The organism is Pseudomonas nitroreducens TX1, from assembly GCF_000313755.1.
Lineage (GTDB): Bacteria > Pseudomonadota > Gammaproteobacteria > Pseudomonadales > Pseudomonadaceae > Pseudomonas > Pseudomonas nitroreducens_A.
In genome coordinates this window covers 32581-59242 of the sequence record NZ_AMZB01000132.1, presented here as the reverse complement: position 1 = coordinate 59242, position 26662 = coordinate 32581, and the positions used below count along the sequence as shown (strand labels likewise).

Sequence of the window (26662 nt, the reverse complement as noted above, 5' to 3'; positions counted from 1 at the left end):
CGACAGTCGAAACGACTGTCGCGCGCTGGGTTTCGCTGGCTGCCATGGAAGGGCAGCCGTCAGCCGGTCAGTGAGCGACGCGGCTGGTACCGTTGACGGTCAGGATGCGCACGCGCTCGCCGACACGGAACACGGCACCTTCGTCGACCTGTTGGACGTAGGCACGGGTGCTGCCGTCGTCTTCGCGGACGGTGATTTCCACGCCCTGGGTGCGGGTCAGGCCTTCTTCGGTGGCCGCACCGAGCAGGCCGCCAGCCACGGCGCCGATGATGGCGGTGACATAGCTGCCCTTGCCGCCACCGATGGCGCTGCCGCCGATACCGCCAACCGCAGCGCCGGCAACCGAGCCGATGGGAGTCTTGGTGCCTTCGATCTTCACCGGGCGCAGGGCCTGGATGGTACCCATGCGAACGTTCTGTACGGTACGTGCTTCTTCACGGGTGTAGGTGTCGCCGGTCAGGCTGGACTGGCAACCGCCGAGGGAGATGGCCAGGGCGGCGAAAGTCACGGCGATCAGGGCAGTTTTACGCATTAGGGAACCTCCGAATAGGGCTACGACTATTAGACTCCGACGGCAGCCCGCCTGTCACGCCAGGTCGTGAAACAGCTGATCTCGATTCAGCTTCCGTACAGTTTGTGCCATATCCACCAAAAACGCCTGCCGTGGCTCAGTTTTTCCTGTCGGGGGATCGGTTAGGCTGGCGTCCGCAGCAGAAGCGCCCCACACGGAACCCCACATGGACTACTTCATCATCGTCGTCACCACAGCCGCCGGTCTGTACTTCCACTGGTGGATTTACTGGCGCATCCGCCGCTGGATGGACCGCGACCTGGCGCTGTCACTGGCCGGCGACGACCCGCAAAAGCGCAGCTACCTGCTCGAGCGCCTGGCCGATGCCAAGCGCCAGAAGGTCAAGCGCCGCGACCTGCCCGACTGGTTGCAGCGCGCCGCCGACGACTACCGCGCGGCCTGAGCTAGCGACCAGAAGCGCGCCAACGCCTCGGCGCGGTTCTCCAGCTCCTGCGCTGCGCGTGCGCAGGCATCGGCCAGGGTGATGGGCCCCGGCGCCAGGCTGAACGCCGCTTCGATCCCCACTTCACGCAATTCGGCCAGCCCTTCGCCGACGCTGCCTGCCAGCGCGATCACCGGCACGCCCGCGCGACGCGCGACATGGGCCACGCCCACCGGCGTCTTGCCGTGCAGGCTCTGGCCATCCAGCCGCCCTTCCCCGGTGATGACCAGCGATGCGTCGGCCAGCGCCGCTTCCAACTCCGACAGCTCGGCGATCAGTTCGATACCCGGACGGAAGCGCGCCTTCAGGAAGGCCCGGCAAGCGAAGCCCAGTCCGCCTGCCGCACCGACGCCCGGGAACAGGCTGTGATCCTGCCCCAGGGCCAGCGCCGCGACCTCGGCGAAACGCTTGAGCGCAGCATCCAGCTGCTGCACCTGCGCCGGGCTCGCGCCCTTCTGCGGGCCGAAGACCGCCGAAGCCCCCCTGGGACCGCAAAGGGGGTTGTTCACGTCGGCTGCCACTTCGACCTCGACGCCGGCCAGTCGCCAGTCGATGCCCGACAGGTCGATACGTTCCAGCTCCGCGAGCTGCGCTCCGCCTGCGCCCAGTTCCTTGCCCTCGTGATCGAGGAAGCTCACGCCCAGCGCCTGCAGCAGCCCCAGGCCACCGTCGTTGGTGGCGCTGCCGCCCAGGCCGAGGATGATCTTCTTCGCGCCGGCATCCAGCGCTTCGCGGATCAGCTCGCCGGTGCCCCGGCTGGTCGTACGGGTGGCGTCGCGCTGCGTCGCCGGGACCCAGTGCAGGCCGCTGGCGGCGGCCATCTCGATCACTGCGGTGGCGTCCTCCAGCCAGCCCCAGTGGGCTTTCACCGGCTGCTCCAGCGGGCCGCAAACGTCCAGTTCGCGGCGCTCACCCGGCCGCGCCGCCAGCACCGCGTCCACCGTGCCTTCGCCGCCGTCGGCCATCGGTCGCAGCAGCGTCTCGTCGTTCGGCCGTGCGCGCAGCCAGCCACGGGAGATGGCCTCGGCGACCTCGGGGGCGGAAAGGCTTTCCTTGAACGAGTCGGGAGCGATGACGACTTTCATGGGGCAGGTCCGTTGAGCGGGAAGATGGAGGGCATCCTACACCGCAGCACGGTTTTCCCGACCTGCGTAGGAGCGGACTTCGTCCGCGATTGGTCTGATTCGCGACTGAAACCATCGCGAACGAAGTCCGCTCCTGCCTGGAAACCATTGCGCTTGGGGACACCCTCTCCCCCGCCCTCTCCCTGAAGAGAGAGGGCGCTGACCGTGCCGGCTGACGCCTTGGTTTCAACCTGCACCATACGATCCCCTCTCCCTTCAGGGAGAGGGAAACACAGGCACGGAATTTCAGAGGAAGACAGTTGCTCCTTACGCCAGGCTCAACTGCTGGACAGGCTCAGGGCGCCAGGCGCTCCCGCACCCAGACGCCATTTTCATTGCGGAAATTGAGGCGATCGTGCAGGCGGCTCGGACGGCCCTGCCAGAATTCGATACGGCTTGGCAGCAGACGGAAACCACCCCAGAAATCCGGACAGGTGGGTGCCGTGTCGGCGAAGCGCTGTTCGGTTTCCGCCAACAGTTGTTCCAGTTCGCCACGGCCATCGATGACCCGGCTCTGCGGCGACGCCCAGGCGCCCAGGCGGCTGCCCAGCGGGCGCACGCGGTAATAGGCGGCGGACTCTTCGGCGGAAACTTTCTCCACCCGCCCCTCGATGCGTACCTGGCGCTCCAGCGCCGGCCAGAAGAAGGTCATGGCCGCACGCGGGTTTTCCCGCAACTGCTGGCCCTTGGCGCTTTCGTAGTTGCTGAAGAAGGTGAAACCGCGCTCGTCCAGGCCCTTGAGCAGGAGCACGCGGCAGTGTGGCTGGCCGTCGGCGTCCACGGTGGCGAGCATCATCGCATTGGGTTCGACCGGCAGTTGCTCGGTCTTCACCGCGTCCTCGAACCATTGGCTGAACAGGCTGAACGGTTCGCTGGGCGCCTGGGTTTCGGTCAGTCCGTCACGGGTGTATTCGCGGCGCATATCGGCCAGGGTCTGAGCCATTGGAAATCTCCTGCAGAAGAAGTCCCTAAGCTTATCCAGAGTTACGCCTTCGCGCTTGATCCACGACAAGCGTCATTCCCGGCGGAATGACGCTTTGCGCAGCGCGGATCAGTTGGCCTGGGCGAGCGCCAGCAGGCTGGTGCGCTGGGTGACCAGCACTTCGACGCGGCGGTTCAACGCGCGGCCTTCGGCGCTGGCGTTGTCGGCGCGCGGCAGGCTTGAGCCGACGCCCTTCAGGCGCAGGCGGTCGGCGCCCAGGCCGCTCAGGCGGAAGATCGACGAGACCGCCTGGGCACGTTGCAGGCTGACCTTGTCGTTGGTCGCCTTGTCGCCCGAGCTGTCGCTGTGGCCGAGGACCAGCACGCCGCTTTCCGGGTCGTTCTGCAGCATCTTCGCCACGTTGCCCAGCGGTGCCAGGGTGATCGGCAGCAGCAGTTCAGGACGCTTGGGGTTGAACGAACCTTCCACCGGTGCGATCAGCACCAGGGCGTTCTCGCGGCGCTCGACGGTGAACTTGCTGCCGGCCACCGCTTCACGCAGGGACTTCTCGTGCTGGTCCAGCCATTCCTTGGTGACCTTGATGTCCTGGGGCTTGGCAGCCTTCTCGGCACCCGGTGCGCTGTCGCTTACACCGAACGGCCACCACCAGTGGCCACCGGGCTGCCGGCTGCCGGCATCCGCGACCTTGGAGGCCTCCACCGGTTTTTGTGCAGGCGCGGGCGCGGCGGCGATCACTTCCTCGTCGCCGCCGAAGGGCCACCACCAGTGGCTGGTGCCAGCGGCGGGCTTGGCCGCGGCAGTGTTCTGCGCGTCGTTGGACTGGAACTGGCTGCAGGCGGAAAGGCCGACGCACAGGGCAAGGGTGGAGACTTTCAGCGAATTCGAGAACAGCAGGTTCATGGGAGCGATTCCATAAGGCGGAACATGAAGGGAGGCTCGGCGCGGCTGGGTGGCAGCGGCACCGCAACTTCAGCAATCAGCTTAAGAGTTGTACATAACTTACTCAGTTGGAACGAGATTTTAATCCCGAACTGACGAGCGGCGCATACTTGTGCGCAGGGATGGCCGTCGCAGCCAGCGCGACGGCAAACGCGGACGACCTTAAGAAGGTGCGGCGGGAGGAAGGTTCCTCCCGCTCGTCGCTACAGGCAGTCGCCGGCGAGGCGCGCCAGGCGCTGGGCGCGCGGGTCCATCAGCACATAGGGGCCAAGGGTGTTGACGACGAAGCCGAAAGCCAGCTGGCGGTCCGGATCGGCGAAGCCGATGGAGCCACCGGCTCCCGGATGACCGAAGGCCTGCGGGCTGAGGCCATAGGTGGCGTTGGCCACGCTTGGCTGGTCAAGCATGCAACCCAGACCGAAGCGCGTACAGGTCAACAAAGTTCGATCCTCGCCAACGGCATGCTCGCGGGTGAGCTCGGCCAGCAGCGCGTCATCCAGCAGCTTGCCCTGCAGCAAGCCGCTGTAGAAACCAGCCAGCGAGCGCGCATTGCCGTGGCCATTGGCCGCAGGTTGCGACATGCGCCGCCATTCCGGCTTGTTGGTGCTGGTGAGCACCGAGGGCGGATTGGTGAAGGCGCGGGTGGAGAGCGCGGCGGCGTCGGTCATCATGGTGCGCAGCAGGCGTTGCGCCGCAGCATCGCCCAGGTTGCCCTTGCCCCGGGCAATGTGCGCCACGCGGTGGAACTCGGCGTCATCCAGGCCGATATGGAAATCCAGCCCCAGTGGCCGCGCGGTACGTTCGACGATGGCGGTACCCGGCTCCCGGCCGTCGACACGGCGGATCACTTCGCCGATCAGCCAGCCATAGGTGATGGGCGCGTAGCCGTGCTCGGCGCCCGGCGTCCACCAGGGCGTTTCGGCGGCCAGCGCGGCGGTCATGGTCGACCAGTCATACAGCGCTTCGGGCGCCAGCGGCTCGCGGATCGCCGGCAGGCCCGCGCGATGGCACAGGAGCTGGCGCACGCTGATGTTCTGCTTGCCGGCCTGCTCGAACTCCGGCCAGTAGCGCGCCACCGGGGCGTCGAGCTCCAGGCGGCCCTCGCCCACCAGTTGCAGCACAGCAACGGCCGCAAAGGTCTTGGTGCAGGAGAACAGGTTGAGCAGCGTGTCGGCCTGCCAGTCCTGGCCCGGGTCCTTGCCCGCGCTGCCGGCCCAGAGGTCGACCACGGTCTCGCCGCCGACCTGGATGCACAGCGCCGCGCCACGCTCCTGTGGGTCTTCGAACAGCGCACTGAAGGCATCGGCAACAGGGGTGAAGCGCGGATCGCAGTGGCCGTTCAGGGTCATCTCAAGCTCCGGAAATGCACAGGGGCGGAAGACGCCATTCTTTCAGCGCGCTCCGCCCCTGGGAACCCTGCCGAAGGCAGGGTGTGGCTTCACGAATGACGGATCATTGCTCCGAGGCCTGTTCCTCGTCGTCACTGTCGTCAGGGGCCGGCGCGGGTTTGGGTTGCGGCTCCGGCGCCACCTTGGCGGCGGCGCGGGCCTGTTCGTCGATGCCTTTGAGCGTCTGCTGGTTGGCCTTGCGCACGGCGTCGACGAAGCCGGTGAACGGCAGGTCGGTGATGCCGACCAGGCCGATGTGGCCGTTCTCGCCGTCGAGCAGGCGGCCGGTCACCGGCTGGTCGAGGTACTGGAACCAGTGCGCGCCGACGATGTTCGGTTCCTTCGCCGCCTCGGCCAGGAAGCGCTGGTAGGCCTCGCCACGCTGCTGCTCGTTGTACACCTCGGCGACACCGCCCCAGAACGGCCCGCGATCGCGGGAGCCGAAATGGAATTCGGTGATCAGCACCGGCTTGTCCAGGCTGCGCACGTAGTTGGCGTCGAAGCCCTGCTGCGGCAGCGGCACGTAGAGGTTGAAGCTGAGGACGTCGCAGTATTGCGCGCAGGAGGCCAGCGCTTCCGGCGTGCTGACGGCGAAGCGCGGACCGAGCAGCAGGTGGTTGGGCGCGTGCCACTGCAGCGAGTCCTTCAGGGTCTTGAAGTACTGGTCGGCGTACAGGCGCAGGAAGGCGCTGTAGTCCTGGGCGATGGCCGGGTGCGATTCGCTGGGGACCGGCGCCTGGTAGCCCGGCGCGTCGAGGTCTTCCCAGGAGCCCAGCTGCACGCCCCAGGCCTCGGCAAGTTGTTCGTGACCCTCGTACTTGTCCTTGAGCTGCTTGATGAAGGCGCGCTTGGCCGGGCTGTCGGTGGACAGCTTGAGCGTGCCGAAAGCCAGGGCATAGTGCGCCTGGTCGTCGTCGCCACGGCCGGCCCAGGCCAGTTCGTTGTCGGCGTAGTAACCCAGCAGCCAGGCATCCTCGCGGTGGTCGCGGGCGGCGATGGCGATGGCGCGCTCGGCGGCCATGGCGAAGCGCGGGTCGAACGGGTCGGGCATCGCGCCCCACCAATCGTAGCCCGTGCTGACTGTGGCGTAGTCGCCGCTGATGGACAGCGGCACGCTGTAGGGCATGCGCGGGTCGTCAGCAAAGGCCGGATCGCTCCAGTCCCCCAGGGTGTTGAAGCCCCAGGAACCCAGGCGCTGCAAGGTGCGCTCGCGCCAGGCGGCGGCAGCGGCGTCACCGCTCAGGCCGCCGTCGGCGCGGAAGCGGTTGGCGGCGTAGAAGTCGAACCAGCGACCGTTACCGAACGCACGGCCCTGCTGGGCGCCCACGCCGCTGCGGTCATCGCGCTGGCCGTAGAAGGCGGCCAGCGGCTCGTCCTCCTTCGGCAGGCTGGCGAACATGTATTCGCGGCCTTCAACGTAGGTCTGACTGCTGTCAGCGTTCACCGCGTTGACACCCATGGACCAGAACGAATGCCCTTCCGGCGTCACCAGCCACCAGCGACCGTTGCGCTTCTCGGTGCGGAAGAAACCGCTGCCTTCGAAGGCCGGGCCGTCCAGCAGGCCGCCAAAGGCATCGCGACCGGGCGCCGGCTGCCACTTCTTCAACTGCTCGCCTTCGGCTTTCCAGGCGCTGGCCAGTTGCTCGGGGCTCCTGACCTTTTCCGGCCAGTCGCTGCGAGTGGACTGGCCGAAAGCGTCGACGATGCCGGCGTAGGCCTTGTGGTACTCGTCGTTGCCAGCGCGGGTGCCGAAGCGGCCAACGAGGATGTCCTGCGCCGCCTTGGGCGAGGTGAGGAACAGCTTCACCGCACCGACCTGGCTGCGGTCCAACTCACCCGTGACCTTGCTCGCCAGCAGCAGGCGCTGGCCATCCAGGGTGACGGGCATGGGCACACCGGCACGCATGCCGAAGTCTTCGGGGGCGATGGCGTGCAGCGGGATCACGAGAGTCTGCGCCGGGCCCGGCGGCAGGGCGATGCTCGCGCGCAGGCCGGAGGCGCCGGCGATGCCTTCGATCTCCACCTCGAGGGTGATGGCCCAGTCCATGGCGTTCTGGATGCGCAGGCTGACGCTGTCGGCCTGGGACCAGTCCCAGCTACCACTGGAGGGTGCCAGGCGCAGGGTCGGTTGCGGCGCGGGGTTGAAGTTCACCCGGCGCAGGATTTCCCCTTCGGGCGTGGCCTCGGCGGTGGAACTGGGCAGGTCGGCGTTCTGCGTGGTGACGGTGACCACGGCCATCGGCTTGACGAAGTTGAACAGGGTTTCATTGCCGCCGGCCGACCAGGCCGGGGCACTGGCGATGGCCAGGCTGAGCAGCAGAGGCAGATGCCAACGTGGAGCAATCATTTGTCCTTGTCCTTACTACACACCGCCGCAAGGCGGGCGCTGAATTCAACCAGGAAGCATTTTCCGCTCAGGACTCAAGGATCTTGCGAGCTAGAGCAGAACAAGGCGGAAGCTGGCCCGGGAGCGGAGTTTACACGCAGTCAATGAGCATCCCGGACCAGCTTCCGAAGCAGTTATGCCGACGCGCAGCTGATCGAGCCCCGATCAAGCGATTTCGCGGCGGAACGGCGGCAATGCGTTAAGAATGGCCTTGCCGTAGCGCTGCGTCACCACGCGGCGGTCCAGCAGCGTGATGGTGCCGCGATCCTGTTCGGTGCGCAGCAGGCGTCCACAGGCCTGCACCAGGCGCAGCGAGGCGTCGGGCACGGCGATCTCCATGAAGGGATTGCCGCCGCGCGCCTCGATCCATTCCGACAGTGCCGCTTCCACCGGATCATCCGGCACGGCGAAAGGAATCTTGGCGATCACCACGTGCTCGCAATAGGCGCCGGGCAGGTCCACGCCCTCGGAGAAACTGGCCAGGCCGAACAACACGCTCGGCTCGCCATCATCGACCCGCGAGCGATGCTTGTTCAGGGTTTCCTGCTTGGACAGGTTGCCCTGGATCAGCACACGCTTGCGCCATTCGCGATCCAGGCCGTCGAAGACTTCCTGCATCTGCTTGCGCGAGGAAAACAGGATCAACGAACCGCGCGAGCCTTCGACGATTTCCGGCAACTCGCGGATGATCGCCGCGGTGTGGGCGGCGGCATCGCGCGGGTCGGCCTTGAGGTCGGGCACGCGCAGCACGCCGGCGTCGGCATGGTGGAACGGGCTCGGCACTACGGCGGTGACGGCGGCGCGCGGCAGGCCGGCGCGCATGCGGTAGCGGTCGAAGGTGCCCAGCGCGGTGAGGGTCGCGGAGGTCACCAGCACGCCGTAGGCCACGTTCCACAGGTTGCGGCGCAGGGTCTCGGCGGCGAGGATCGGGCTGGCGTTGGCCTCGATATCGTAGAAAGTGCCGCTCTCGGCGAGAGTCAGCCAGCGCGCCATGGGCGGGCTGTCTTCGGGGTCTTCGCTGGTGAAGGCGGTCCACAGCTCCCAGTTGCCCTGGGCGCGGGACAGCAGGCTGCCGAACAGCGGGTACCACTCTTCGGCCTGATGACTGGCGATGCCGACGCTGCCCTCTCCGTCCATGGCCTCCTTAAGCAGTTCGGTGAGGCGGGTGAAGAGATCGGTGAGCTTGGAGAAGCCCTTCTTCAGCTCGATGCCCATCTCGCGAATGTGCTCGGGGATCACCCCGCCCTCGAAGCGATGGCGCGGCCGCTCGCGGCCTTCCATGTCCTCGCCGGCGCGGAAGTCGCCGACCTCCTCGCAGGCGGTGAACATGAACTGCTGGTGCGTGCGCAGCTCGCGGGCCAGCTCCGGCACCTGCTCGATCAGGCGGCCGAGGTCGCCCGGTAGCGGGTTCTGCGCCAGCAGCTTGGTCAGGTTCTTCTCCACCTGGCCCAGCCAGTCGGCGGTGGCGCGCAGGCGGGTGAAGTGGGCGAAGTGGCCGATGGCCTTGTCCGGCAGGTGATGGCCTTCGTCGAACACGTAGAGGGTGTCGCGCGGATCCGGCAGGATCGCGCCGCCGCCCAGGGCGAGGTCGGCCAGTACCAGGTCGTGGTTGGTGACGATCACGTCGACCTTGGTCATGCCTTCGCGCGCCTTGTAGAAGGCGCACTGCTGGAAATTCGGGCAATGGCGGTTGGTGCACTGGCTGTGGTCGGTGGTGACCTGCGCCCAGTGCGCGTCCTCGATGGCTTCGGGCCAGGAGTCGCGGTCGCCGTCCCAGCGGTTGCCCGCCAGGCGTTCGATCATCTGGTTGAACAGCTTGGTGGAGGTTTCGTCTACGTCGATGCGGAAGCCTTCCTCCTCGAACAGCTGGGCGGTGGCGCTCTGCGCCTGGCCTTCCTGCAGCAGGTGGTCGAGTTTGGACAGGCACATGTAGCGCCCGCGCCCCTTGGCCAGGGCGAAGCTGAACGACAGGCCGGAGTTGCGCAGCAGGTCGGGCAGGTCCTTGTGGACGATCTGCTCCTGCAGGGCGACGGTGGCGGTGGCGACCACCAGACGCTTGCCGGCCGCCTTGGCGCAGGCGATGGCGGCGAGGCTGTAGGCGACGGTCTTGCCGGTGCCGGTGCCGGCTTCCACCGCGACCACGGCGGCATCGCCCAGGCGATGGCCTTCCTCGTCGCTGGCGATGGTCCCCAGGACCTTCGCGACTTCGGCGATCATCAGGCGTTGGCCGTAGCGCGGCTTGAGTTCCTTGGCCTCGAGGAAGCGCGAGTAGGCGCCCTGGATCGTGGCCTTGAGTTCGGTGCTGAGCATGGACTTCCCGGGCCCCGGACACGCCCTGGCGGACATATCCGGATGCTGGATAAATTTTCAGTGGTTCGAATCGGCGGCTATGATAGCGCGCTTGACTTCAATCGCCAGCGGAGATCGTCCGAATGACACCCTTTGCCTTCGTCTATGCCCTGCACGTCCTGGCTGCCCTGGTCTGGGTCGGCGGCATGTTCTTCGCCTGGATGGTGCTGCGCCCGGCCGCCGTCGCCGCGCTGGAAGCCCCGCCCCGGCTGAAGCTGTGGCTGGAGGTGTTCCCGCGCTTCTTCCGCTGGGTGTGGGCGGCGGTGATCCTGCTGCCGGTAACCGGCGTGGGCATGCTGCACCTGAGCTTCAATGGCATGGCCGGCGCGCCGCGCTACGTGCAGGTGATGATGGGCCTGTACGTGGCGATGCTCGCGCTGTTCCTGCGCATCCAGGCGCTGCAACTGCCGGAACTGCGCACAGCGGTAGGTGCCGAGGACTGGCCGGCCGGCGGCGCCGCGCTGGGCAAGATCCGCAAGACCGTGGGCCTGAATCTGCTGATCGGCATGGCGCTGGTGGCGTTCGTCGCCGCGCGCCCGCACTGGTAAACAAAAGGCCCGCCCGGTTGCCGGGCGGGCCTTCACTTGAAACGGGCGACAGGTTCAGAAGCGCTTCACATCCAGGCGACCCTCGCTGCCTTTCACCCCTTCCGCGCCGCCCTTGCCTTGCGCACCGGCCTTCTCGCCCGCCACCGAGTAGAACCAGCAGCCCTTCTCGCTGCTGCGCGCTCCAGCCTTGCCGGGCTTGCCGCCCGCTCCGCCAGCGCCGCCATCCAGGCGCACCTTCACCTTGTCGACGTCGAACTGCTCGGGCACCTCCAGACGCACCGCACCACCGGATGCGCCCGGCTGGCCATCGGCGCCGTTCTGGCCGTCGCCCGCGGACCTCCCGCTGCCCCACAGGCATCCGGACGTCTGCGCGCTGCCGCCATCCAGGCCGTCATAGCCCGGCGCGCCGACGCCGCCGCGCACGTCAATCAGCAGGTTTTCCACCGCCACGTCCTGCAGCCGCAGCACCAGGTTGCGACCGCCGCTGGCGGGTTTCTCGAAGCTGCCGGAACTGCCCTGCGCGGCAATGACACTGCCATCGGCGAGGCTGCCGTGCTGGACGTCGATCTGCAGCGTATCGCTGCCGGGGAACACGCCGATCCGCGCATTCTTCGCCAGGTCCAGCTCGCCGATCTTCAGCTCCTTGACCCGCGACGGAATCAGCAGCGCGCCCTCCGGGCCGACGCTGATTCGGTCCAGGCTAAGGCTGTCGCCCTTCACCGGCAGGCGCAGCACGGTGTTGGCTTCCACCGACACGCTGCCAGCGGCCGAACAGGCCAGCGGGGCGAACAGCGCCAGGCCCAGCAACGACTTACGCATGGGTATCTCCTTCTACTTTTGCGGATGCCGGCTGCGGCAGGGTAGCGAAATGGAAGACGCCGAACAGCAGGATCTGCAGGCGGTCCATGCCCGGATGCGGGCGACCCTGCAGGCGTTGGCGCAGTGCCAGGGCCTCGATGATGTGGACCAGCAGGATCAGCGCGCCCGCCGCATTGAGCAGCAGCGCGAAGGGATGTGCGAAGGGTTGGATCAGGTTGGCCAGCACCGCCAGCCAGAACAACAGGGCAATCAGTTTGCCCAGCCCCAACAACGCTTTCATGAAGTGCCCCCGTGTTTTTCTTTGCCGGGGAACATACGCCTCTGTCCCGGCCTGTGCCAGTGGCAACCGGGAATGACAAAGGGGGCCACGAAGGCCCCCTTTGCACCGATCACCCCGGACTTACTGACGGGTGATCTTGATTTCCACGCGACGGTTCTCGGCGCGGCCTTCCTTGGTCTTGTTGTCCGCAACCGGCTGGCTCTCGCCATAGCCGACGACCGACTTGATGCTGCTGGCAGGCACGCCAGAGTCGATCAGGTAGTTGGACACGGCGTTGGCGCGGCGTTCGGACAGTTTCTGGTTGTAGGCGTCGGTACCGATGCTGTCGGTATGGCCGCCGATGTTCAGCTCGGTGCTCGCGGCCTCGCCTTTCAGGCGGGTAGCGATGGTGTCGAGCTTGTCCTTGTCCTGCGCATCGATCTTCGACGAGTCGAAGGCGAAGTGCAGGTCACGCACCACGATGGTCTCTTCCTTGGGCAACGGAGCCGGTGCGGGCTCAGGAGCCGGCGCAGGCGGCGGAACCTCGGCCACTTGTTCTTCAGCGCCATGCACCCAGCAGTAGGACGCACCCAGCACGCCACCGATCAGGGCTCCCCAACCCGCCCAGGCGCTGCTCTCGATGGAACCCAGACCTGCGCCCCCGACACCGCCAACCACGGCGCAAGTCGGCCAGTCGGACTTCTGCAACCCTGCGCAACCGGTGAGCAACGTGCTTACCAGCAACAGGGGTAAAGCGGTCCTTGTGATGCTCATAAAGTTATGTCTCCTCTAATGATCGGGTCTTGACCGACAATTACCGAGTAAAGACGTGACTGACAGAATGCGCCAGCACTAGGCCATATGGGCGTCACACGCTAGTCTTCGTTCATTATTTTTTGCCTTCGACGAGCCCCATGATTTCGACACGCACGCCGCAACAAGCCCTTGCCGCCCTGCTCGATCGCTACGCGCCACGACGCCTTCTGCTGGTGGGCGCCAGCCAGATTCCGGCGGTGGATGCCTTTCTCGCGGCGCATCCCGATTGCGAACTGTTTCACGCCGATGCCGGCGCGTTGCCAGCGGAGCTGGCCGGTCAACGCTACGACCTCGCCCTGCTTGCCGATTGCCTTGAACATCTGCCGCGCCGCGAAGCACAGCAACTGGTGGGCGGCATCCGCAACCTCAACAGCAGCCGCGTGGCGGCACTCGTCGACCTCGACGCGGCGCAGGCACAGGACGCGGACTTCTACGCCCTGGCCATGCAGGCCAGCGAGCGCTTCCAGCGCGACGAGCAGGTGATCACCCTGTTCACCTACGATCTGCACGAATACAAACAGGTCCCGGACTGGCTCAACGCGAAGTTCTGGGCCAACCCGGAAAACTTCGGCAAGTACTGGTGGTGACCATGACCGAACCGACCTGCCCCTGCGGCAGCGGCCGCCCATTACCCGATTGCTGCGGGCGCTTCCATGCCGGCGTTACGGCGCCCACCGCCGAGGCGCTGATGCGCTCGCGCTACAGCGCCTACGCGCTGGGCCTGGTGGATTACCTGCGCGACACGACGTTGCCCGCCCAGCAGCAGGGCCTGGACCTGGACGCCATCCGCACCTGGAGCCTGGGCAGCACCTGGCTGGGCCTGGAGGTGGTGAGCCACGAAGTGCTCGGCGGCCAGCCTGAACATGCACGGGTGACCTTCATCGCCCGCTGGCACGATGCCGGCGGCGAACACAGCCACCGCGAATGCTCGGGATTCGTCCAGCGCGAAGGCCGCTGGTACTTCCTCGACCCGACCGTGCAGATGAAGCTGGGGCGCAACGACCCGTGCCCCTGCGGCGCTGGCGGCAAGCTGAAGAAATGCTGCGGGCCCTGGATCGAGTGAAGCGCGAACCCGCACCACTTGGGGGCAAACAGTGACTCGGCTAGAATCCGCGCTTTTTTCCGGGGCGGCGGTGATTCGCCGCACCGGCTACCCCTGCCGGACCTCGCCATGCTGCTGACCGTTCTCTACATCATCGCCATCACCGCCGAAGCCATGACCGGCGCCCTGTCCGCCGGCCGACGGAGCATGGACCTGTTCGGCGTGGTGCTGGTGGCCTGCGTCACCGCGCTCGGCGGCGGCTCCGTTCGCGACATGCTGCTGGGCCATTACCCGCTCACCTGGGTGCGTCACCCGGAGTACCTGGCGCTGACCGCTGGCGCGGCGCTGTTCACCGTATTCATTGCACCGCTGATGCGCCATCTGCGCTCGATGTTCCTCGCGCTGGACGCCGTGGGCCTGGTGGCCTTCACCCTGATCGGTTGCCAGGTCAGCCTGGAGATGGGCCACAGCCTGCTGATCGCCGCCGTGAGCGGGGTGATTACCGGGGTGTTCGGCGGCATCCTGCGGGATATCTTCTGCAATGACGTGCCGCTGATCTTCCGTCGCGAGCTGTACGCCAGCGTTTCCTTCGCCAGCGCCTGGTGCTACCTGATCTGCCTGCAGATCGACCTGCCCAAGGAGCAGGCCATGCTGATCACCCTGTTCGCCGGCTTCCTGTTCCGCATGCTGGCGATCCGCTTCCGCTGGGAAATGCCCAAATTCGTCTACAAGGACGACCCGCACCAGGGCGATTGATCAGTCCTGCAGCTTGAGATGGCTGGTGTCCGGCGCAGGGCCGGCGGGAGCCGGTTTGGCCTGGCCCATGTCACTGCCCACCGGCGCGACGCTGAACTGGCTGAGGTCCACGCGCGGCGCCTGCGCCTCGGGCTTCTCGTCCTGAAGGTCGGCGCCCACCGGGGCGAGGCCGAAGTCCGGCGCTTCGACATCGACGAAAGCGGCCATGTACTCGTCACGCGGCGCCACTTTCAAGCGGCCCTGCGGTGCAGCGCCAGGCGCCCCCGGCTGGACCGGTGCGCTGGCGGGCTCGGCGGGCGGTGGCGGGGCCAGTTCGATTTCCTCGATCTGCGCATCCATGTCGACCACTTCCACGACGGCGCCGGCGCGCTCTATCACACTGCGGTACTTTTCCGCGGCCTCGGCGTCGAGGTTGTTCTTGATCACCATGCGGCGACCGGAGAAGAGCAGATCGATGCGCTGGGCGTCGGCCTGGAACAACCTGGCCAGGTTGGCTTTCACGGTGTCGAGCTGAGCACCAGGAACAGTCTGACCGGAAAACGCGATTTCATAACGGCTCATCTTCACTCTCCTGTGTTAACCCGCCGGTTACATTCGGCCAGTATGGTGCAGCTTCTTTTAACGTAACAACAACTTGCGGCCGAGCAGGTGCTTGGTACACTGGGGCGTCTTGAGGGGTAGACATGAATTATCAGGCGCAAATGATAAGAATTCTCAGCCTGCTCTGGCTGTTCAGCCTTGTTTCGGGCTGCGGCTGGATGACGGGCAATTTCGAGCAACCCGACGTGAAACTGCAGAAAGTGGACGTCGTGAAAGCTCGTTTGCTGGAGCAGGAGTTCGTCCTGCATTTCCGCATCGACAATCCGAATGACTTCAGCCTTCCGGTTCGCGGCCTGGCCTACAAGGTCAAGCTGAACGATATCGACCTGGCCGAGGGCGAGTCGAATAACTGGTTCACAGTGCCGGCCAACGGCCATGAAACCTTCGAAGTACCGGTGACCACCAACCTGTGGCGGCACATGAAGTACATCGTCAAACTGCTGGAAGACCCGGACCAGCCGATTCGCTACCGCCTCGACGGTGAAGTGAAGACCGGCCTGCTCTTCGGACAGAGCGTGCACATCGCCCGCAATGGCGAGATAATTCCCGGCGATTTCATCCCCGAGTGAGCGTCACCATGAGCCAGGAACCCCACGTACACGGTCCGAACTGCAACCACGACCACGATCATGACCACCACCATGACCACGGTCACGTGCACGGCCCGCACTGCAACCACAGCCACGAGCCGGTGCGCAACCCGCTCAAGGACGTGGGCCGCAATGATCCTTGCCCCTGCGGCAGCGGCAGCAAGTACAAGAAGTGCCACGGCGCCTGACCCAGGCTTGCGGCACCGCGAAGAAGGCCCGCCCAGCGCGGGCCTTCTGCTGTCCGGCCCAACTATTCGTCGGCTGCTGAAAATCCCGCCGCGCGCGGCTTGCACAGCTATCCTCGGCTCACTAACGTAGCGCCTTTTCCGCGACCCCTTTTGTGCAGGAGCACATCCCCATGGCCCCGCGAGCCTTCCGCCGGCTTCCCTGCTTCGGCCTTGCCGCCTCCCTCAGCGCCGCTGTCAGCCTCACCGGCTGCCAGGGCTGGCTCAACGACCGCTACGCAGGCAGCCTGCCGCCCACCTATGGCGTGCAGCCGATCAAGGGCCTGGCGGACAACGTGTCGATCCGCCGCAACAGCCTGGGGATGCCGCTGATCGAGACCAGCACCTTCCACGACGCGCTGTTCACCCTGGGCTACGTGCATGCCAGCGACCGCCTCAGCCAGATGGTCGGCCTGCGCCTGATGGCCCAGGGACGCCTGTCCGAAATGGTCGGCCCCGGCGCGCTGGAAACCGACCGCTTCATGCGCACGGTGAACCTGAAGAAGGCTGCCGACGCCCTGTATGGTGGCGCTTCGCCGCGACTCAAGCGTTTCTTCGAGACCTATGCCCGCGGCGTCAACGCCTACCTGTACCGCTATCGCGACAAGCTGCCGATGGACCTCGCCGAGTCCGGCTACCGCCCCGAATACTGGAAGCCAGAAGACTCCGCACTGGTCTTCAGCCTGCTGAACTTCGGCCTGGCGGTGAACCTGCAGGAAGAGATCGCTTCCCTGGTGCTCGCGCAGAAGGTCGGCGCCGACAAGCTGCCCTGGCTAACACCGATCTACCCGGACGAAGCACTGCCTTTCGAGGAAGCCGAGAAACTCAAGGGCCTGCGCCTGGACGGCAGGATCGCGGGCCTGGAACAACTGGACAAGGCCGCCGGCCAGATCGCCGCCCTGCAGATGATGGGCGTCGCCGCGTCCAACAACTGGGCCATCGCCCCGCAGCGCACGCGCAGCGGCAAGAGCATCCTGGCCAACGACACGCATCTGCCGCTGTCCATGCCTTCGGTGTGGAACTACGTGCAGATCCGCTCACCCAAGTACAACGCCGCAGGCGTCTCCATCGCCGGTGTGCCGGGCGTGGTGGCGGGCTTCAACGGCAAGCTGGCCTGGGGCATGACCATGGTCATGGGGGACAACCAGGACCTCTTCCTCGAACAGGTCAAGCGCCAGGGCAGCAAGCTCTACTACCTCGCCGACGGCCAGTGGAAGCCGGCCATCGAGCGCAACGAGACCTTCTTCATCAAGGGCCAGAGCCCGGTCCGCGAAGTCATCTACGAAACCCGCCACGGCCCGCTGCTCAACAGCGCACTGGGCGAGCGCAAGCACGAACTGCAACCGCTGGAGCTGTCCAGCGGCTACGGCATCGCCTACCAGAGCATCCAGGGTGAAACCGACCGCACCCTCGACGCGTTCTTCGACCTGTCCCGCGCGAAGAACGTCGAGCAGGCCTTCGATGCCACTCGCGACGTGCGCGCCATGGCCCTGAATATCGTGTTCGCCGACGAAAAGCACATCGGCTGGCAGGTCACCGGTCGCTTCCCCAACCGCAAGGAAGGCCGTGGCCTGCTGCCCTCCCCCGGCTGGGATGGCCGATACGATTGGGACGGCTTTGCCGACCCGATCCTGCACCCGTCCGACCAGGACCCGCAGCAAGGCTGGCTGGGCACCGCCAACCACCGCAGCGTGCAGCCGGGCTACGGCGCGCAGCTGTCCAGTTCCTGGTACTACCCGGAGCGCTATGAGCGCATCGCCCAACTCGCCGGCGGCAGCAGGAGCCACGACTACCGCAGCATGATCGCCATGCAGTACGACCAGACCACGCCCTTCGCCGGCAAGCTGCAATCGATGCTGGATGCGCCGGGCATGGCCCAGCCGCTGAAGAAGGCCATCGACGCCCTGCCCGCCGACCAGCGTGCTCGCGCCCGCGAAGCGCTGGACCGGATCATGGCCTTCGACGGCAAGCTATCGGCTACCTCTGGCGACGCGGCGCTCTACGAAGCTTTCCTGCAGGAAAGCAGCAAGCAGATCTTCCTCGACGAACTCGGCCCGGAAAACAGCCCGTCCTGGAAGGCCTTCGTCGAGAACGCCAACCTCTCCTACTCGGCCCAGGCCGACCACCTGCTGGGCCGCGACGACAGCCCGTTCTGGGATGACACCCGCACCCCGCAGAAGGAAGACAAGCCGGCGATCCTCGCCCGCAGCCTGGCCGCCGCCACCGCCTTCTGCGAGCAGAAGCTGGGCAGCGACCGCCGCGCCTGGCAATGGGGCAAGCTGCACACCTACCAGTGGGTCAGCGACAGCACCAAGATGGCGCCCAACCTGAGCGCCGGCGACCGCGCCAGCCTCAGTGCGATCAAGGGCTACCTGGATCGCGGCCCCTACCCGGCCGGCGGCGATCACAGCACGCTGAACGTATCGGCCTACCACTGGGGCCAGGACTTCGATACCTGGCTGATCCCGGCCATGCGCCTCGTTGTCGATTTCGGCCAGAGCGAGCCGATGATCGGACTCAACAGCAGCGGCCAGTCCGGTAACCCGGCCAGCCCGCACTACGCCGATGGCATCGACGCCTGGCTGAAGGGCAACTACATGAGCTTCCCCTTCCAGCCACAGAACCTGGAGAAGGTCTACGGCGTGAAACGCCTGACGCTGGTGCCGGAAAAGTGATGATCTGAAAAATATTTCTCCGGGGTTGGGAACTTGCTTCCCGCCCCGGAATCAGATTTGTCGACTTACTCCATGATCATATTCAGGCACCCCTTGGGTGCCTTTCTTTTTTCCCCGCTCCGCTTCCGCCGCACCTCCCTTCGCAACACCCTTCCCCAGCCGGTACTCCCTTGCATCCTTCCTACAGGAGTCATCGCCATGTCCGAATCCCTCATCGTCATCACCGGCGGCCCTGGCGCCGGCAAGAGCACGCTGCTCGACCATCTGCACCGGCATCACGGCCTGAACGTCGTCGAAGAAGGCGGCCGCGCCATCATCCGCGACCAGATGGTCCGCAATGGTGATGCATTGCCCTGGGCGAACCGCGAAGCGTTCTGCCAGGCGATGTTCGAGCACGCACTGGCGACCCGCGTCCGAGCGCTCGACGCGGGAGGGCTGTGGCTTTTCGATCGCGGCCTGCCGGATGTGCTGGGGTATGCGCGGCTCTGCGGCCTGCCGGTTACGGATGAACTGGAAGCCGCCGCCCAGGAACTGCGCTACGCGCGGACGGCGTTCCTGGCTCCCGCCTGGGAAGCCATCTACCGCAACGATACCGAGCGCCGGCAGGGCTTCGACGAGGCGCAGCGAACAGCCATGGTCATGGCCGAGGTCTACGAAGCATTGGGGTATCGCGTACTGGAACTGCCCCTGTGCAGCGTGCATGAACGTGCTGAATTCGTCCTGGCGCACTGCCCCTTGTAGGAGCGAGCTTGCTCGCGAACCTTATCTTCCAGTGGGAGTCGAGCCGGGCGTTCGCGAGCAAGCTCGCTCCTACAGGTTTTCGACCGCAACAAAAAACCGGGCCAAGGCCCGGTTTTCGTCAAGCGCAGGGCCATCAGGCCTTGGGCAGGGTCACACCGGTCTGGCCCTGGTATTTGCCGCCACGATCGCGGTAGGACACTTCGCAGGCTTCGTCCGACTGCAGGAACAGCATCTGCGCCACGCCTTCGTGGGCGTAGATCTTCGCCGGCAGGTTGGTGGTGTTGGAGAACTCCAGGGTCACGTGGCCTTCCCACTCGGGTTCCAGCGGGGTCACGTTGACGATGATGCCGCAGCGCGCGTAGGTGCTCTTGCCCAAGCAGATGGTCAGCACGTCGCGCGGGATGCGGAAGTATTCGACGGTGCGGGCCAGGGCGAAGGAGTTCGGCGGGATGATGCAGACGTCGCTGTTGATGTCGACGAAGCTCTTCTCGTCGAAATTCTTCGGGTCGACCACGGCCGAGTGGATGTTGGTGAACACCTTGAACTCGGCGGCACAGCGCACGTCGTAGCCGTAGCTGGAAACACCGTAGGAAATCACCCGGCTGTCATCGGCACCACGAATCTGGCGCTCGACGAACGGCTCGATCATGCCGTGTTCCTGAGCCATGCGGCGAATCCACTTGTCCGATTTGATGCTCATGGCGGGTGTCCTGTGCGGCGGTTGAAAAAAGAAGGCGAATCTTACCGGCAGGCGCGCCGCCCGGCAAAGGGGCGCGCCCGGCGGCGTTGTCACGGATCAGTCGTCGCTGATGGAGATATTCGGCATGTCCGGCGCGGCCTTCTCGCTCAGGGCGATACGGGCGCCGACGCAGCGGGCCATTTCCTGGTAGATCATCGCCAGCTGGCTTTCCGGGTCGGCAATCACGGTGGGCTTGCCGCCGTCGGCCTGCATGCGGATGGCCATGGACAGCGGCAGCGAGGCCAGCAGCTCCACGCCGTACTGCGCGGCCAGCTTCTCGCCGCCGCCTTCACCGAACAGGTGCTCGGCATGGCCGCACTTGGAGCAGATGTGCACGGCCATGTTCTCGACCACGCCCAGCACCGGGATGTTGACCTTGCGGAACATCTCCACGCCTTTCTTGGCGTCGAGCAGGGCCAGGTCCTGCGGGGTGGTGACGATCACCGAGCCGGCCACCGGAACCTTCTGCGCCAGGGTCAGCTGGATGTCGCCCGTACCCGGCGGCATGTCGATGACCAGGTAATCCAGGTCGTTCCAGGCGGTCTGGGTGATCAGTTGGATCAGCGCGCCGGAGACCATCGGGCCGCGCCAGACCACCGGGGTGTTGTCGTCGGTGAGGAAGGCCATGGACATGACTTCCACGCCGTGGGCTTCCAGCGGGATGAACCACTTCTGGTCACGGATCTTCGGCCGGGTACCTTCCGGGATGCCGAACATGATGCCCTGGCTCGGGCCATAGATATCGGCGTCCAGGATGCCGACCTTGGCACCCTCGCGGGCCAGCGCCAGCGCGAGGTTGGCGGCGGTGGTGGACTTGCCCACGCCGCCCTTGCCGGACGCTACGGCGATGATGTTCTTCACGTTGCTCATGCCCGGCACCTGGGCCTGGGCCTTGTGCGCGGCGATATGGGTTTCCACCTTCACCTGGGCCGAGTCGACACCGTCCAGCGCTTCCAGGGCCATCTGCACGGTCTGCGCCAGGCCGTTCTTGAACAGGCCGGCGGCGTAGCCCAGCTCCAGGGTCAGGGCGATGCGCCCGCCCTGGATGTCCAGTTCGCGCAGGTAGCCGGCGTCCATCAGGTTCTGGCCGGTGTGGGGATCGTTGATCTGGCGGAGAAGGTTTTCCACCGTGGCTCGGTTGGCGGCGCCCATGGGTACTCCCGATGAAAGACTGAGCAGAATAGGCGGGCATATTACGCCTCTCGTGACGCCCTTGCTCGTGATCATCGGTCGCATGAACGGCCAAGGCTTACTCCCAGGCGGCACACGGGTGAAAAATCAGCCACGTCCCTATATAGTTGCCGACTTCCCTCGTTTTTCCGTCACGGCCGATCATCATGTCCGAAGTCCGCAAGATTCTCGTCACCAGCGCCCTGCCCTACGCCAACGGCTCGATCCACCTGGGTCACATGCTGGAGTACATCCAGACCGACATCTGGGTGCGCTTCCAGAAGATGCGTGGCAACCAGGCGGTGTACGTGTGCGCGGACGACGCCCACGGCTCGGCCATCATGCTGCGCGCCGAGCGCGAAGGCATCACCTCCGAGCAGCTGATCGACGGCGTGCGCGCCGAGCACATGGCCGACTTCGCCGACTTCATGGTCGACTTCGACAACTACCACTCGACCCACTCGGAAGAGAACCGTGAGCTGTCCTCGGCGATCTACCTGAAGCTGCGCGAAGCCGGCCACATCGCTACCCGCCCGGTGACCCAGTACTTCGACCCGGAAAAGCAGATGTTCCTGGCCGACCGCTTCATCAAGGGCACCTGCCCCAAGTGCGGCACCGCCGACCAGTACGGCGACAACTGCGAAGCCTGCGGCGCGACCTACTCGCCCACCGAGCTGAAAGACCCGAAATCGGCCATCTCCGGCGCCACTCCTGTGCTCAAGGAATCGCTGCATTACTTCTTCAAGCTGCCTGACTTCCAGCAAATGCTGCAGCAGTGGACCCGCAGCGGCACCCTGCAGGATTCGGTGGCCAACAAGCTCGCCGAGTGGCTGGATTCCGGCCTGCAGGAGTGGGACATCTCCCGCGACGCCCCCTACTTCGGCTTCGAGATTCCCGACGCGCCGGGCAAGTACTTCTACGTCTGGCTGGACGCGCCGATCGGCTACATGGCCAGCTTCAAGAACCTCTGCGCGCGCCGTCCGGAACTGGACTTCGACGCCTACTGGCAGCAGGGCTCCGACGCCGAGCTGTATCACTTCATCGGCAAGGACATCGTCAATTTCCATGCACTGTTCTGGCCGGCCATGCTCGAAGGCGCCGGCTACCGCAAGCCCACCGCGCTGAACGTGCACGGCTACCTGACCGTCAACGGCCAGAAGATGTCCAAGTCGCGCGGCACCTTCGTCAAGGCGCGCACCTACCTGGACCACCTGGACCCGGAATACCTGCGCTACTACTACGCCTCCAAGCTGGGCCGCGGCGTCGACGACCTCGACCTGAACCTCGAGGACTTCGTGCAGAAGGTCAACTCCGACCTGGTCGGCAAGGTGGTCAACATCGCCAGCCGATGCGCCGGTTTCATCCACAAGGGCAACAACGGCCTGCTGGTGGATGCCAACCCCGCACCGGAACTGGTCGAAGCCTTCCACAGCGCCGCACCGAGCATCGCTGCCGCCTACGAAGCCCGTGACTTCGGCCGCGCCATGCGCGAGATCATGGCCCTGGCCGACCAGGCCAACGCCTGGATCGCCGACAAGGCGCCCTGGTCGCTGAACAAGCAGGAAGGCAAGCAGGATGAAGTCCAGGCCATCTGCGCCCTGGGCGTAAACCTGTTCCGCCAGCTGGTGATCTTCCTCAAGCCCGTGCTGCCGAAGCTGGCCCAGGCCGCCGAAGCCTTCCTCAATGTCGCCCCGCTGAAATGGGCCGACCACGAGCAACTGCTGGCCAACCACCAACTGAACCCGTTCAACCCGCTGATGACCCGTATCGAGCCCGCGAAAATCGAAGCCATGATCGAAGCCTCCAAGGAAGACCTCGCCGCCGCCAACCAGCCCAAGGGCAATGGCGAACTGACCAAGGATCCGCTGGCCGCGGAAATCAACTTCGACGCTTTCGCCGCCGTCGACCTGCGCATTGCGCTGATCGAGAAGTGCGAGTTCGTCGAGGGCGCCGACAAGCTGCTGCGCCTGTCCCTGGACATCGGCGACGAGAAGCGCAACGTCTTCTCCGGCATCAAGAGCGCCTACCCGGACCCGAGCAAGCTCGAAGGCCGCCTGACCCTGTACGTGGCCAACCTGGCGCCGCGCAAGATGAAGTTCGGCGTCTCCGAAGGCATGGTCCTGGCCGCCGGCCCCGGCGGCGAAGAGATCTACCTGCTGAGCCCGGACAGCGGCGCCAAGCCGGGCCAGCGCGTCAAGTAAGCATCGAACGGCAAGGAGGCCAACGATGAAACTGCACTACGGGGCAGCGCTCGCCCTGAGCGCCGCCCTCGCCGGCTGCGGCGCTCCCTCGGAGCACGGTGCCGGTTCCGGCGCCGCTTTCCAGGGGGAAGCGGCGAAAGCCGGTTCCTTCCTCGCCTATGAACACCAGGTCGGCATCCGCCTGGCCAGCGAGCGCATCGATGCGCAGCTGGCTGCCTCCCGCGACGCCTGCACCCAGGACCGCTTCGGCCAGTGTGAGCTGATCGCCATCGAACAGAGCGGCGACAGCCAGATGCGGAACGCGCATCTCGTGGTGCGCATCGTTCCCGAAGGCGTGGAAAAACTCGTTGCCCTCGCTGCCGAAGGCGGGCAACTGCAAAGCCGCAGCACCCGCGCCGAAGACCTCGCCCAGGCGGTCAGCGACAACCAGCAGTTGCGCGAGCGCCTGGAACGCGAGTACCAGACCCTGCAAGGCTTCCAGGGCCGCAAGGACATGAGTGTCAGCGACCTGCTGGCCCTGGCCAAGGCCACCGCCGAGGTCGAACAGCAACTGCACGCCGCCCGCCAGGACTCCGCCCAACAGCAACGACGCATCGCCACCAACCTGCTGACCCTGGACTTCTCCAGCGAATACCAGCCAACCGGCCGTTGGTCGCGCATCGGCAAGGCCTTCGGCAACTCGCTCGACGAACTCACCGACGGCACCGTCAACGCTATCCAGGTGGCCGCCTTCGGCTTGCCGCTGCTGGTCGTGCTGCTCATCGCCGGTCTGATCTTGCGCTGGCTGTGGCGAAAACTCGGAACCCGACGCGTCACCAACCAAGCATGAAGAAATCCAATCTCGTCTTCACCACCCTGCTCACCGGCGGGGTGCTCTACAGCGTGCTGCACCACAACCCGGTGTACCGCGACCTCTACGCCAACCGCGAAGACTGCCTGAAGGACTGGGGCACCACGCCCAACGCCTGCGAACCCGAGCCCTCCGGCAGCGGTGGTTCCGGCGGGTACAGCGGCAGCTCTGGCCGCTATCGCGGGCCGAGCTACGAGGACGGTTCGCGGCCCATGACCGCGCAGAACTACCAGGTGCAGTCGCGCCAGCTGGTCAGCCGCGGCGGCTTCGGCCACTCCGGCGCGCGCTTCTCCGGGGGCGGCTGATGCGTCGCCTGGCCATGACGCCGCGCCCCGACTGGCGCGAGCGCTGCGAGGCGGTCGGCTTCACCTTCCACAGCATCGACGGCCGTTACTGGGACGAGTCGGTGGCCTACGAATTCAGCCTCGAACAGATCGAGACGCTGGAGGCCGCCAGCGAAGACCTGCACCAGCGCTACCTCGAATGCGTGGAGTGGGTGATCCGCACCGGCCACTTCGAGCCCTTCCACCTGCCGCCGGGCGCCCGCGAGGAAATCATCCGCTCCTGGCAGCGCCAGGACCCGAGCCTCTACGGCCGCTTCGACTTTGCGTGGAACGGCGAAGGCCAGCCGAAGATGCTCGAGTACAACGCCGATACCCCCACCGGCCTGCTGGAGGCCAGCGTGGTGCAGTGGCAATGGCTGGAGGACGTGAACCCGGCCGCCGACCAGTTCAACTCGCTGCACGAGAAGCTGATCGCGCGCTGGAAGGCCATAGCCCCGGACGGCCTGCTGCACTTCACCGCCATCGACGGCCACGAGGAAGACACCGGCAACGCCCTCTACCTGCTCGATACTGCACATCAGGCCGGGCTGCCCACGCGTTATCTACCGGTCGAATTCATTGGCCATCACGCCGGGCGCGGCACCTTCATCGACCAGTACGAGCAGGACATCCGCCACTGCTTCAAGCTCTACCCCTGGGAGTGGCTGCTGCAGGACAGCTTTGCCGAGCACCTGGAGCGCAGCGCCATCCGCTTCCTGGAACCGGCGTGGAAGCTGCTGATGTCGAGCAAGGCCATGCTGCCGATCCTCTGGAAGCTCAACCCGAAACACCCCAACCTGCTGCCGGCCAGCTACCGCCAGGACATCCCCGGTGCGTACGTGCGCAAGCCGCTGTACTCCCGCGAGGGCGAGAACATCCGCATCGTCGCCGGCGACCTGGAGCTGGAAAGCGACGGCCCCCACGCCGACGCGCCCTGCATCTACCAGGGCTACGCACCGCTGGCCAACCACGACGGCAACTATGCCGTGCTCGGCTGCTGGGTGGTCGACGGCCAGGCCGCTGGCCTGGGCATCCGCGAGGACGCCAGCGCCATCACCCGCGACAGCAGCCGCTTCGTTCCCCACTATTTCGTCTAAGGATCCGCCATGAACCTGCTGCAGACCCTGCCCAATTTCCTTGCCTACTTCGCCTCGGCCATCGGACTGTTCGGACTGTTCACCCGTCTCTACGTCCGCCTGACGCCCTACGCGGAAATCCAGCTGATCCGCCAGGGCAACCTCAGCGCCGCCGTGGCGCTGCTCGGCACCCTGCTGGGCTTCGCCCTGCCGCTGGCCAGTGCCATCGCCCACAGCGTCAGTCTGATCGACATGCTGATCTGGGGGGTGGTCGCCATGCTGGTGCAGATGCTGGTGTTCCTGGGCCTTTCGCGCCTGGTGCCGGAGCTCAAGAGCGGTATCGAAAGCGACACCCTGGCCCACGGCGTATTCCTGGGCGGCGCCTCGCTGTGCGTGGGGCTGCTCAACGCCGCCTGCATGACTTACTGAGGGGCTTCCTCGCACTCCACATCCGCCGCTCCCAGATGTTCGAAGCCTTCCAGATACAGGCACGACGCATCCTCGGCGCAACCCTGCAGCGAGGCGTTGCTCAGGTTGGCCCGGGAAGTGGGATCGTCCAGGTTCACGTCCGGGAAAATATCGGTCACTTCCTCGTCGGACATGATCCTGTCGAAGGTGACGTTGACCGATTGCAGGCGGCCGAACTCCCAGTCCAGGTCCACCGCCGAAATGCGCCGATCGATCTGGCGCACCAGCGCTTCCGGTAGCTGCGGGCCGGCGTAGCTGAGATCCGTGGGATGGCAGGCGTCACCCCAGTTGCTCAGCTTCCTGCTGGCGGCGCAGCTGAATTGCGCATCGGCGCGGCCGGTGCGCTGCTCCAGCAGGCAGGCGAAGTCGGCGACATTCATCCGCGGCCAACTGACCAGGTCAGCCGTGGTAAAGGGCGCCGCCGAGGCCAGGGCACTGGAGAACAGCAGGCAGAGGGTGGTGAATCGTCGGAGCATGGGCAGGTCCATGGGAGAAACCGAGCAGGTGGGACAGCCGCCGATATTCCTCCCGCCGTGCCTGGCACCGCAACTGATTTACAGCACCGGACAATTGTACCTGACCAGCAATGCGCATAACCTATGCGCATCTACCGTGGAGGTGCC

28 protein-coding genes are annotated in these 26662 nt (G+C 65.9%); 14 read left to right on the top strand and 14 right to left on the bottom strand.

Annotated elements, in window-relative coordinates:
* Nucleotides 1-67: 67 nt before the first annotated feature.
* Entirely contained in the window at nt 68-532 is a 465-nt protein-coding gene (locus tag C167_RS0125035; protein WP_017521057.1) for a glycine zipper 2TM domain-containing protein, read from the bottom strand.
* 205 nt (nt 533-737) lie between these two features.
* On the opposite strand from C167_RS0125035, the gene C167_RS0125030 reads away from it, so the two are divergent.
* On the top strand, nt 738-974 hold the full coding sequence (locus tag C167_RS0125030) for a hypothetical protein (RefSeq protein WP_017521056.1): 237 nt from the start codon (nt 738-740) through the stop codon (nt 972-974).
* Here C167_RS0125030 and C167_RS0125025 read toward each other — a convergent pair.
* The 6 genes from C167_RS0125025 to dinG all read right to left on the bottom strand — a co-directional run bounded on the left by C167_RS0125025 (nt 959) and on the right by dinG (nt 10103).
* Nucleotides 959-2098: a glycerate kinase gene (locus C167_RS0125025; protein ID WP_017521055.1), complete on the bottom strand. Its 1140-nt coding sequence runs from the start codon at nt 2096-2098 to the stop codon at nt 959-961. The genes C167_RS0125030 and C167_RS0125025 overlap by 16 nt on opposite strands.
* Before the next feature lie 334 nt (nt 2099-2432).
* The gene (gene pdxH, locus C167_RS0125015; RefSeq protein WP_017521054.1) at nt 2433-3080 is read right to left on the bottom strand and encodes a pyridoxamine 5'-phosphate oxidase; all 648 of its coding nucleotides are present in this window, start codon (nt 3078-3080) and stop codon (nt 2433-2435) included.
* A gap of 108 nt (nt 3081-3188) precedes the next feature.
* Complete coding sequence (locus C167_RS0125010; protein WP_017521053.1) at nt 3189-3980, bottom strand: OmpA family protein; 792 nt, start codon at nt 3978-3980, stop codon at nt 3189-3191.
* A 242-nt stretch (nt 3981-4222) separates the two neighbouring features.
* Nucleotides 4223-5368, bottom strand: a complete 1146-nt coding sequence (locus tag C167_RS0125005) for an EstA family serine hydrolase (RefSeq protein WP_017521052.1) — start codon at nt 5366-5368, stop codon at nt 4223-4225.
* A 103-nt stretch (nt 5369-5471) separates the two neighbouring features.
* Nucleotides 5472-7754 carry a beta-galactosidase gene (locus C167_RS0125000; RefSeq protein WP_017521051.1) on the bottom strand — a complete coding sequence of 761 codons (2283 nt, stop codon included), beginning with the start codon at nt 7752-7754 and terminating at the stop codon, nt 5472-5474.
* A gap of 204 nt (nt 7755-7958) precedes the next feature.
* Complete coding sequence (gene dinG / locus C167_RS0124995) at nt 7959-10103, bottom strand: ATP-dependent DNA helicase DinG (RefSeq protein WP_017521050.1); 2145 nt, start codon at nt 10101-10103, stop codon at nt 7959-7961.
* A gap of 122 nt (nt 10104-10225) precedes the next feature.
* Between dinG and C167_RS0124990 the strand changes: the two genes are divergently transcribed.
* Nucleotides 10226-10690, top strand: a complete 465-nt coding sequence (locus C167_RS0124990) for a CopD family protein (protein WP_017521049.1) — start codon at nt 10226-10228, stop codon at nt 10688-10690.
* A 54-nt stretch (nt 10691-10744) separates the two neighbouring features.
* On the opposite strand, the gene C167_RS0124985 is transcribed toward C167_RS0124990, so the two are convergent.
* From C167_RS0124985 to C167_RS0124975, 3 genes are all read right to left on the bottom strand, one after another.
* On the bottom strand, nt 10745-11509 hold the full coding sequence (locus tag C167_RS0124985) for a hypothetical protein (protein WP_017521048.1): 765 nt from the start codon (nt 11507-11509) through the stop codon (nt 10745-10747).
* The gene (locus tag C167_RS0124980; protein WP_017521047.1) at nt 11502-11789 is read right to left on the bottom strand and encodes a DUF1145 domain-containing protein; all 288 of its coding nucleotides are present in this window, start codon (nt 11787-11789) and stop codon (nt 11502-11504) included. Before C167_RS0124980 ends, C167_RS0124985 begins: the two co-directional genes overlap by 8 nt.
* A gap of 120 nt (nt 11790-11909) precedes the next feature.
* Nucleotides 11910-12542, bottom strand: coding sequence for an OmpA family protein (locus C167_RS0124975; protein WP_026079264.1), 633 nt, complete (start codon nt 12540-12542; stop codon nt 11910-11912).
* A gap of 140 nt (nt 12543-12682) precedes the next feature.
* On the opposite strand from C167_RS0124975, the gene C167_RS0124970 reads away from it, so the two are divergent.
* The 3 genes from C167_RS0124970 to C167_RS0124960 all read left to right on the top strand — a co-directional run bounded on the left by C167_RS0124970 (nt 12683) and on the right by C167_RS0124960 (nt 14382).
* Nucleotides 12683-13171, top strand: a complete 489-nt coding sequence (locus C167_RS0124970) for a DUF6231 family protein (RefSeq protein ID WP_017521045.1) — start codon at nt 12683-12685, stop codon at nt 13169-13171.
* Nucleotides 13172-13173: 2 nt separating this feature from the next.
* A complete protein-coding gene (locus C167_RS0124965; protein WP_026079263.1) occupies nt 13174-13647 on the top strand; it encodes a YchJ family protein in 474 nt (157 codons plus the stop codon).
* 108 nt (nt 13648-13755) lie between these two features.
* Complete coding sequence (locus C167_RS0124960) at nt 13756-14382, top strand: trimeric intracellular cation channel family protein (RefSeq protein WP_017521043.1); 627 nt, start codon at nt 13756-13758, stop codon at nt 14380-14382.
* Here the strand turns inward: C167_RS0124960 and C167_RS0124955 are convergent, their stop codons facing one another.
* Nucleotides 14383-14943: a hypothetical protein gene (locus C167_RS0124955; RefSeq protein ID WP_017521042.1), complete on the bottom strand. Its 561-nt coding sequence runs from the start codon at nt 14941-14943 to the stop codon at nt 14383-14385. It abuts the gene before it with no gap.
* A 122-nt stretch (nt 14944-15065) separates the two neighbouring features.
* Here C167_RS0124955 and C167_RS0124950 point away from each other — a divergent pair, with 122 nt between their 5' ends.
* The 4 genes from C167_RS0124950 (at nt 15066) to C167_RS0124935 (ending at nt 19212) form a co-directional block, all read left to right on the top strand.
* The gene (locus C167_RS0124950) at nt 15066-15551 is read left to right on the top strand and encodes an LEA type 2 family protein (protein WP_017521041.1); all 486 of its coding nucleotides are present in this window, start codon (nt 15066-15068) and stop codon (nt 15549-15551) included.
* Nucleotides 15552-15559: 8 nt separating this feature from the next.
* A complete protein-coding gene (locus C167_RS0124945) occupies nt 15560-15760 on the top strand; it encodes an SEC-C metal-binding domain-containing protein (protein ID WP_017521040.1) in 201 nt (66 codons plus the stop codon).
* 170 nt (nt 15761-15930) lie between these two features.
* Nucleotides 15931-18471 (top strand): penicillin acylase family protein, encoded by a 2541-nt coding sequence (locus tag C167_RS0124940; protein ID WP_017521039.1) that lies wholly within the window; start codon nt 15931-15933, stop codon nt 18469-18471.
* Nucleotides 18472-18669: 198 nt separating this feature from the next.
* Nucleotides 18670-19212 (top strand): AAA family ATPase, encoded by a 543-nt coding sequence (locus C167_RS0124935; protein WP_017521038.1) that lies wholly within the window; start codon nt 18670-18672, stop codon nt 19210-19212.
* Between the two features lie 133 nt (nt 19213-19345).
* Here C167_RS0124935 and dcd read toward each other — a convergent pair whose 3' ends face one another.
* Nucleotides 19346-19912 carry a dCTP deaminase gene (dcd, locus tag C167_RS0124930; protein WP_017521037.1) on the bottom strand — a complete coding sequence of 189 codons (567 nt, stop codon included), beginning with the start codon at nt 19910-19912 and terminating at the stop codon, nt 19346-19348.
* Nucleotides 19913-20008: 96 nt separating this feature from the next.
* Nucleotides 20009-21103 (bottom strand): iron-sulfur cluster carrier protein ApbC, encoded by a 1095-nt coding sequence (gene apbC, locus C167_RS0124925; protein ID WP_017521036.1) that lies wholly within the window; start codon nt 21101-21103, stop codon nt 20009-20011.
* Between the two features lie 185 nt (nt 21104-21288).
* Between apbC and metG the strand changes: the two genes are divergently transcribed.
* The 5 genes from metG to C167_RS34910 are packed head-to-tail and all read left to right on the top strand — an operon-like array spanning nt 21289 to nt 26000.
* Entirely contained in the window at nt 21289-23322 is a 2034-nt protein-coding gene (gene metG / locus C167_RS0124920) for a methionine--tRNA ligase (RefSeq protein WP_017521035.1), read from the top strand.
* A 25-nt stretch (nt 23323-23347) separates the two neighbouring features.
* Nucleotides 23348-24151, top strand: a complete 804-nt coding sequence (locus tag C167_RS0124915) for a DUF4349 domain-containing protein (RefSeq protein WP_017521034.1) — start codon at nt 23348-23350, stop codon at nt 24149-24151.
* On the top strand, nt 24148-24477 hold the full coding sequence (locus C167_RS0124910) for a hypothetical protein (RefSeq protein ID WP_017521033.1): 330 nt from the start codon (nt 24148-24150) through the stop codon (nt 24475-24477). The genes C167_RS0124915 and C167_RS0124910 overlap by 4 nt, the downstream gene beginning before the upstream one ends.
* Nucleotides 24477-25592, top strand: a complete 1116-nt coding sequence (locus tag C167_RS0124905) for a glutathionylspermidine synthase family protein (RefSeq protein ID WP_017521032.1) — start codon at nt 24477-24479, stop codon at nt 25590-25592. The genes C167_RS0124910 and C167_RS0124905 overlap by 1 nt, the downstream gene beginning before the upstream one ends.
* Nucleotides 25593-25601: 9 nt before the next feature.
* Complete coding sequence (locus tag C167_RS34910) at nt 25602-26000, top strand: DUF350 domain-containing protein (RefSeq protein WP_017521031.1); 399 nt, start codon at nt 25602-25604, stop codon at nt 25998-26000.
* On the opposite strand, the gene C167_RS33395 is transcribed toward C167_RS34910, so the two are convergent.
* On the bottom strand, nt 25994-26515 hold the full coding sequence (locus C167_RS33395; RefSeq protein WP_157791872.1) for a hypothetical protein: 522 nt from the start codon (nt 26513-26515) through the stop codon (nt 25994-25996). The genes C167_RS34910 and C167_RS33395 overlap by 7 nt on opposite strands.
* Between the last annotated feature and the right edge of the window lie 147 nt (nt 26516-26662).

Coding starts and splice junctions, on each gene's coding strand:
- C167_RS0124950 (WP_017521041.1), top strand. CDS start 15,066: ATGAATTATCAGGCGCAAATGATAAGAATTCTCAGCCTGCTCTGGCTG.
- C167_RS0124940 (WP_017521039.1), top strand. CDS start 15,931: ATGGCCCCGCGAGCCTTCCGCCGGCTTCCCTGCTTCGGCCTTGCCGCC.
- C167_RS0124970 (WP_017521045.1), top strand. CDS start 12,683: ATGATTTCGACACGCACGCCGCAACAAGCCCTTGCCGCCCTGCTCGAT.
- pdxH (WP_017521054.1), bottom strand. CDS start 3,080: ATGGCTCAGACCCTGGCCGATATGCGCCGCGAATACACCCGTGACGGA.
- apbC (WP_017521036.1), bottom strand. CDS start 21,103: ATGGGCGCCGCCAACCGAGCCACGGTGGAAAACCTTCTCCGCCAGATC.
- C167_RS0124915 (WP_017521034.1), top strand. CDS start 23,348: ATGAAACTGCACTACGGGGCAGCGCTCGCCCTGAGCGCCGCCCTCGCC.
- C167_RS0125010 (WP_017521053.1), bottom strand. CDS start 3,980: ATGAACCTGCTGTTCTCGAATTCGCTGAAAGTCTCCACCCTTGCCCTG.
- C167_RS34910 (WP_017521031.1), top strand. CDS start 25,602: ATGAACCTGCTGCAGACCCTGCCCAATTTCCTTGCCTACTTCGCCTCG.
- C167_RS0125030 (WP_017521056.1), top strand. CDS start 738: ATGGACTACTTCATCATCGTCGTCACCACAGCCGCCGGTCTGTACTTC.
- C167_RS0124910 (WP_017521033.1), top strand. CDS start 24,148: ATGAAGAAATCCAATCTCGTCTTCACCACCCTGCTCACCGGCGGGGTG.
- C167_RS0124935 (WP_017521038.1), top strand. CDS start 18,670: ATGTCCGAATCCCTCATCGTCATCACCGGCGGCCCTGGCGCCGGCAAG.
- C167_RS0124985 (WP_017521048.1), bottom strand. CDS start 11,509: ATGCGTAAGTCGTTGCTGGGCCTGGCGCTGTTCGCCCCGCTGGCCTGT.
- C167_RS0124960 (WP_017521043.1), top strand. CDS start 13,756: ATGCTGCTGACCGTTCTCTACATCATCGCCATCACCGCCGAAGCCATG.
- C167_RS0124990 (WP_017521049.1), top strand. CDS start 10,226: ATGACACCCTTTGCCTTCGTCTATGCCCTGCACGTCCTGGCTGCCCTG.
- C167_RS33395 (WP_157791872.1), bottom strand. CDS start 26,515: ATGCTCCGACGATTCACCACCCTCTGCCTGCTGTTCTCCAGTGCCCTG.
- C167_RS0124955 (WP_017521042.1), bottom strand. CDS start 14,943: ATGAGCCGTTATGAAATCGCGTTTTCCGGTCAGACTGTTCCTGGTGCT.
- C167_RS0124965 (WP_026079263.1), top strand. CDS start 13,174: ATGACCGAACCGACCTGCCCCTGCGGCAGCGGCCGCCCATTACCCGAT.
- C167_RS0124975 (WP_026079264.1), bottom strand. CDS start 12,542: ATGAGCATCACAAGGACCGCTTTACCCCTGTTGCTGGTAAGCACGTTG.
- C167_RS0125005 (WP_017521052.1), bottom strand. CDS start 5,368: ATGACCCTGAACGGCCACTGCGATCCGCGCTTCACCCCTGTTGCCGAT.
- C167_RS0125025 (WP_017521055.1), bottom strand. CDS start 2,098: ATGAAAGTCGTCATCGCTCCCGACTCGTTCAAGGAAAGCCTTTCCGCC.
- metG (WP_017521035.1), top strand. CDS start 21,289: ATGTCCGAAGTCCGCAAGATTCTCGTCACCAGCGCCCTGCCCTACGCC.
- C167_RS0124980 (WP_017521047.1), bottom strand. CDS start 11,789: ATGAAAGCGTTGTTGGGGCTGGGCAAACTGATTGCCCTGTTGTTCTGG.
- dinG (WP_017521050.1), bottom strand. CDS start 10,103: ATGCTCAGCACCGAACTCAAGGCCACGATCCAGGGCGCCTACTCGCGC.
- C167_RS0124945 (WP_017521040.1), top strand. CDS start 15,560: ATGAGCCAGGAACCCCACGTACACGGTCCGAACTGCAACCACGACCAC.
- C167_RS0125035 (WP_017521057.1), bottom strand. CDS start 532: ATGCGTAAAACTGCCCTGATCGCCGTGACTTTCGCCGCCCTGGCCATC.
- C167_RS0124905 (WP_017521032.1), top strand. CDS start 24,477: ATGCGTCGCCTGGCCATGACGCCGCGCCCCGACTGGCGCGAGCGCTGC.
- dcd (WP_017521037.1), bottom strand. CDS start 19,912: ATGAGCATCAAATCGGACAAGTGGATTCGCCGCATGGCTCAGGAACAC.
- C167_RS0125000 (WP_017521051.1), bottom strand. CDS start 7,754: ATGATTGCTCCACGTTGGCATCTGCCTCTGCTGCTCAGCCTGGCCATC.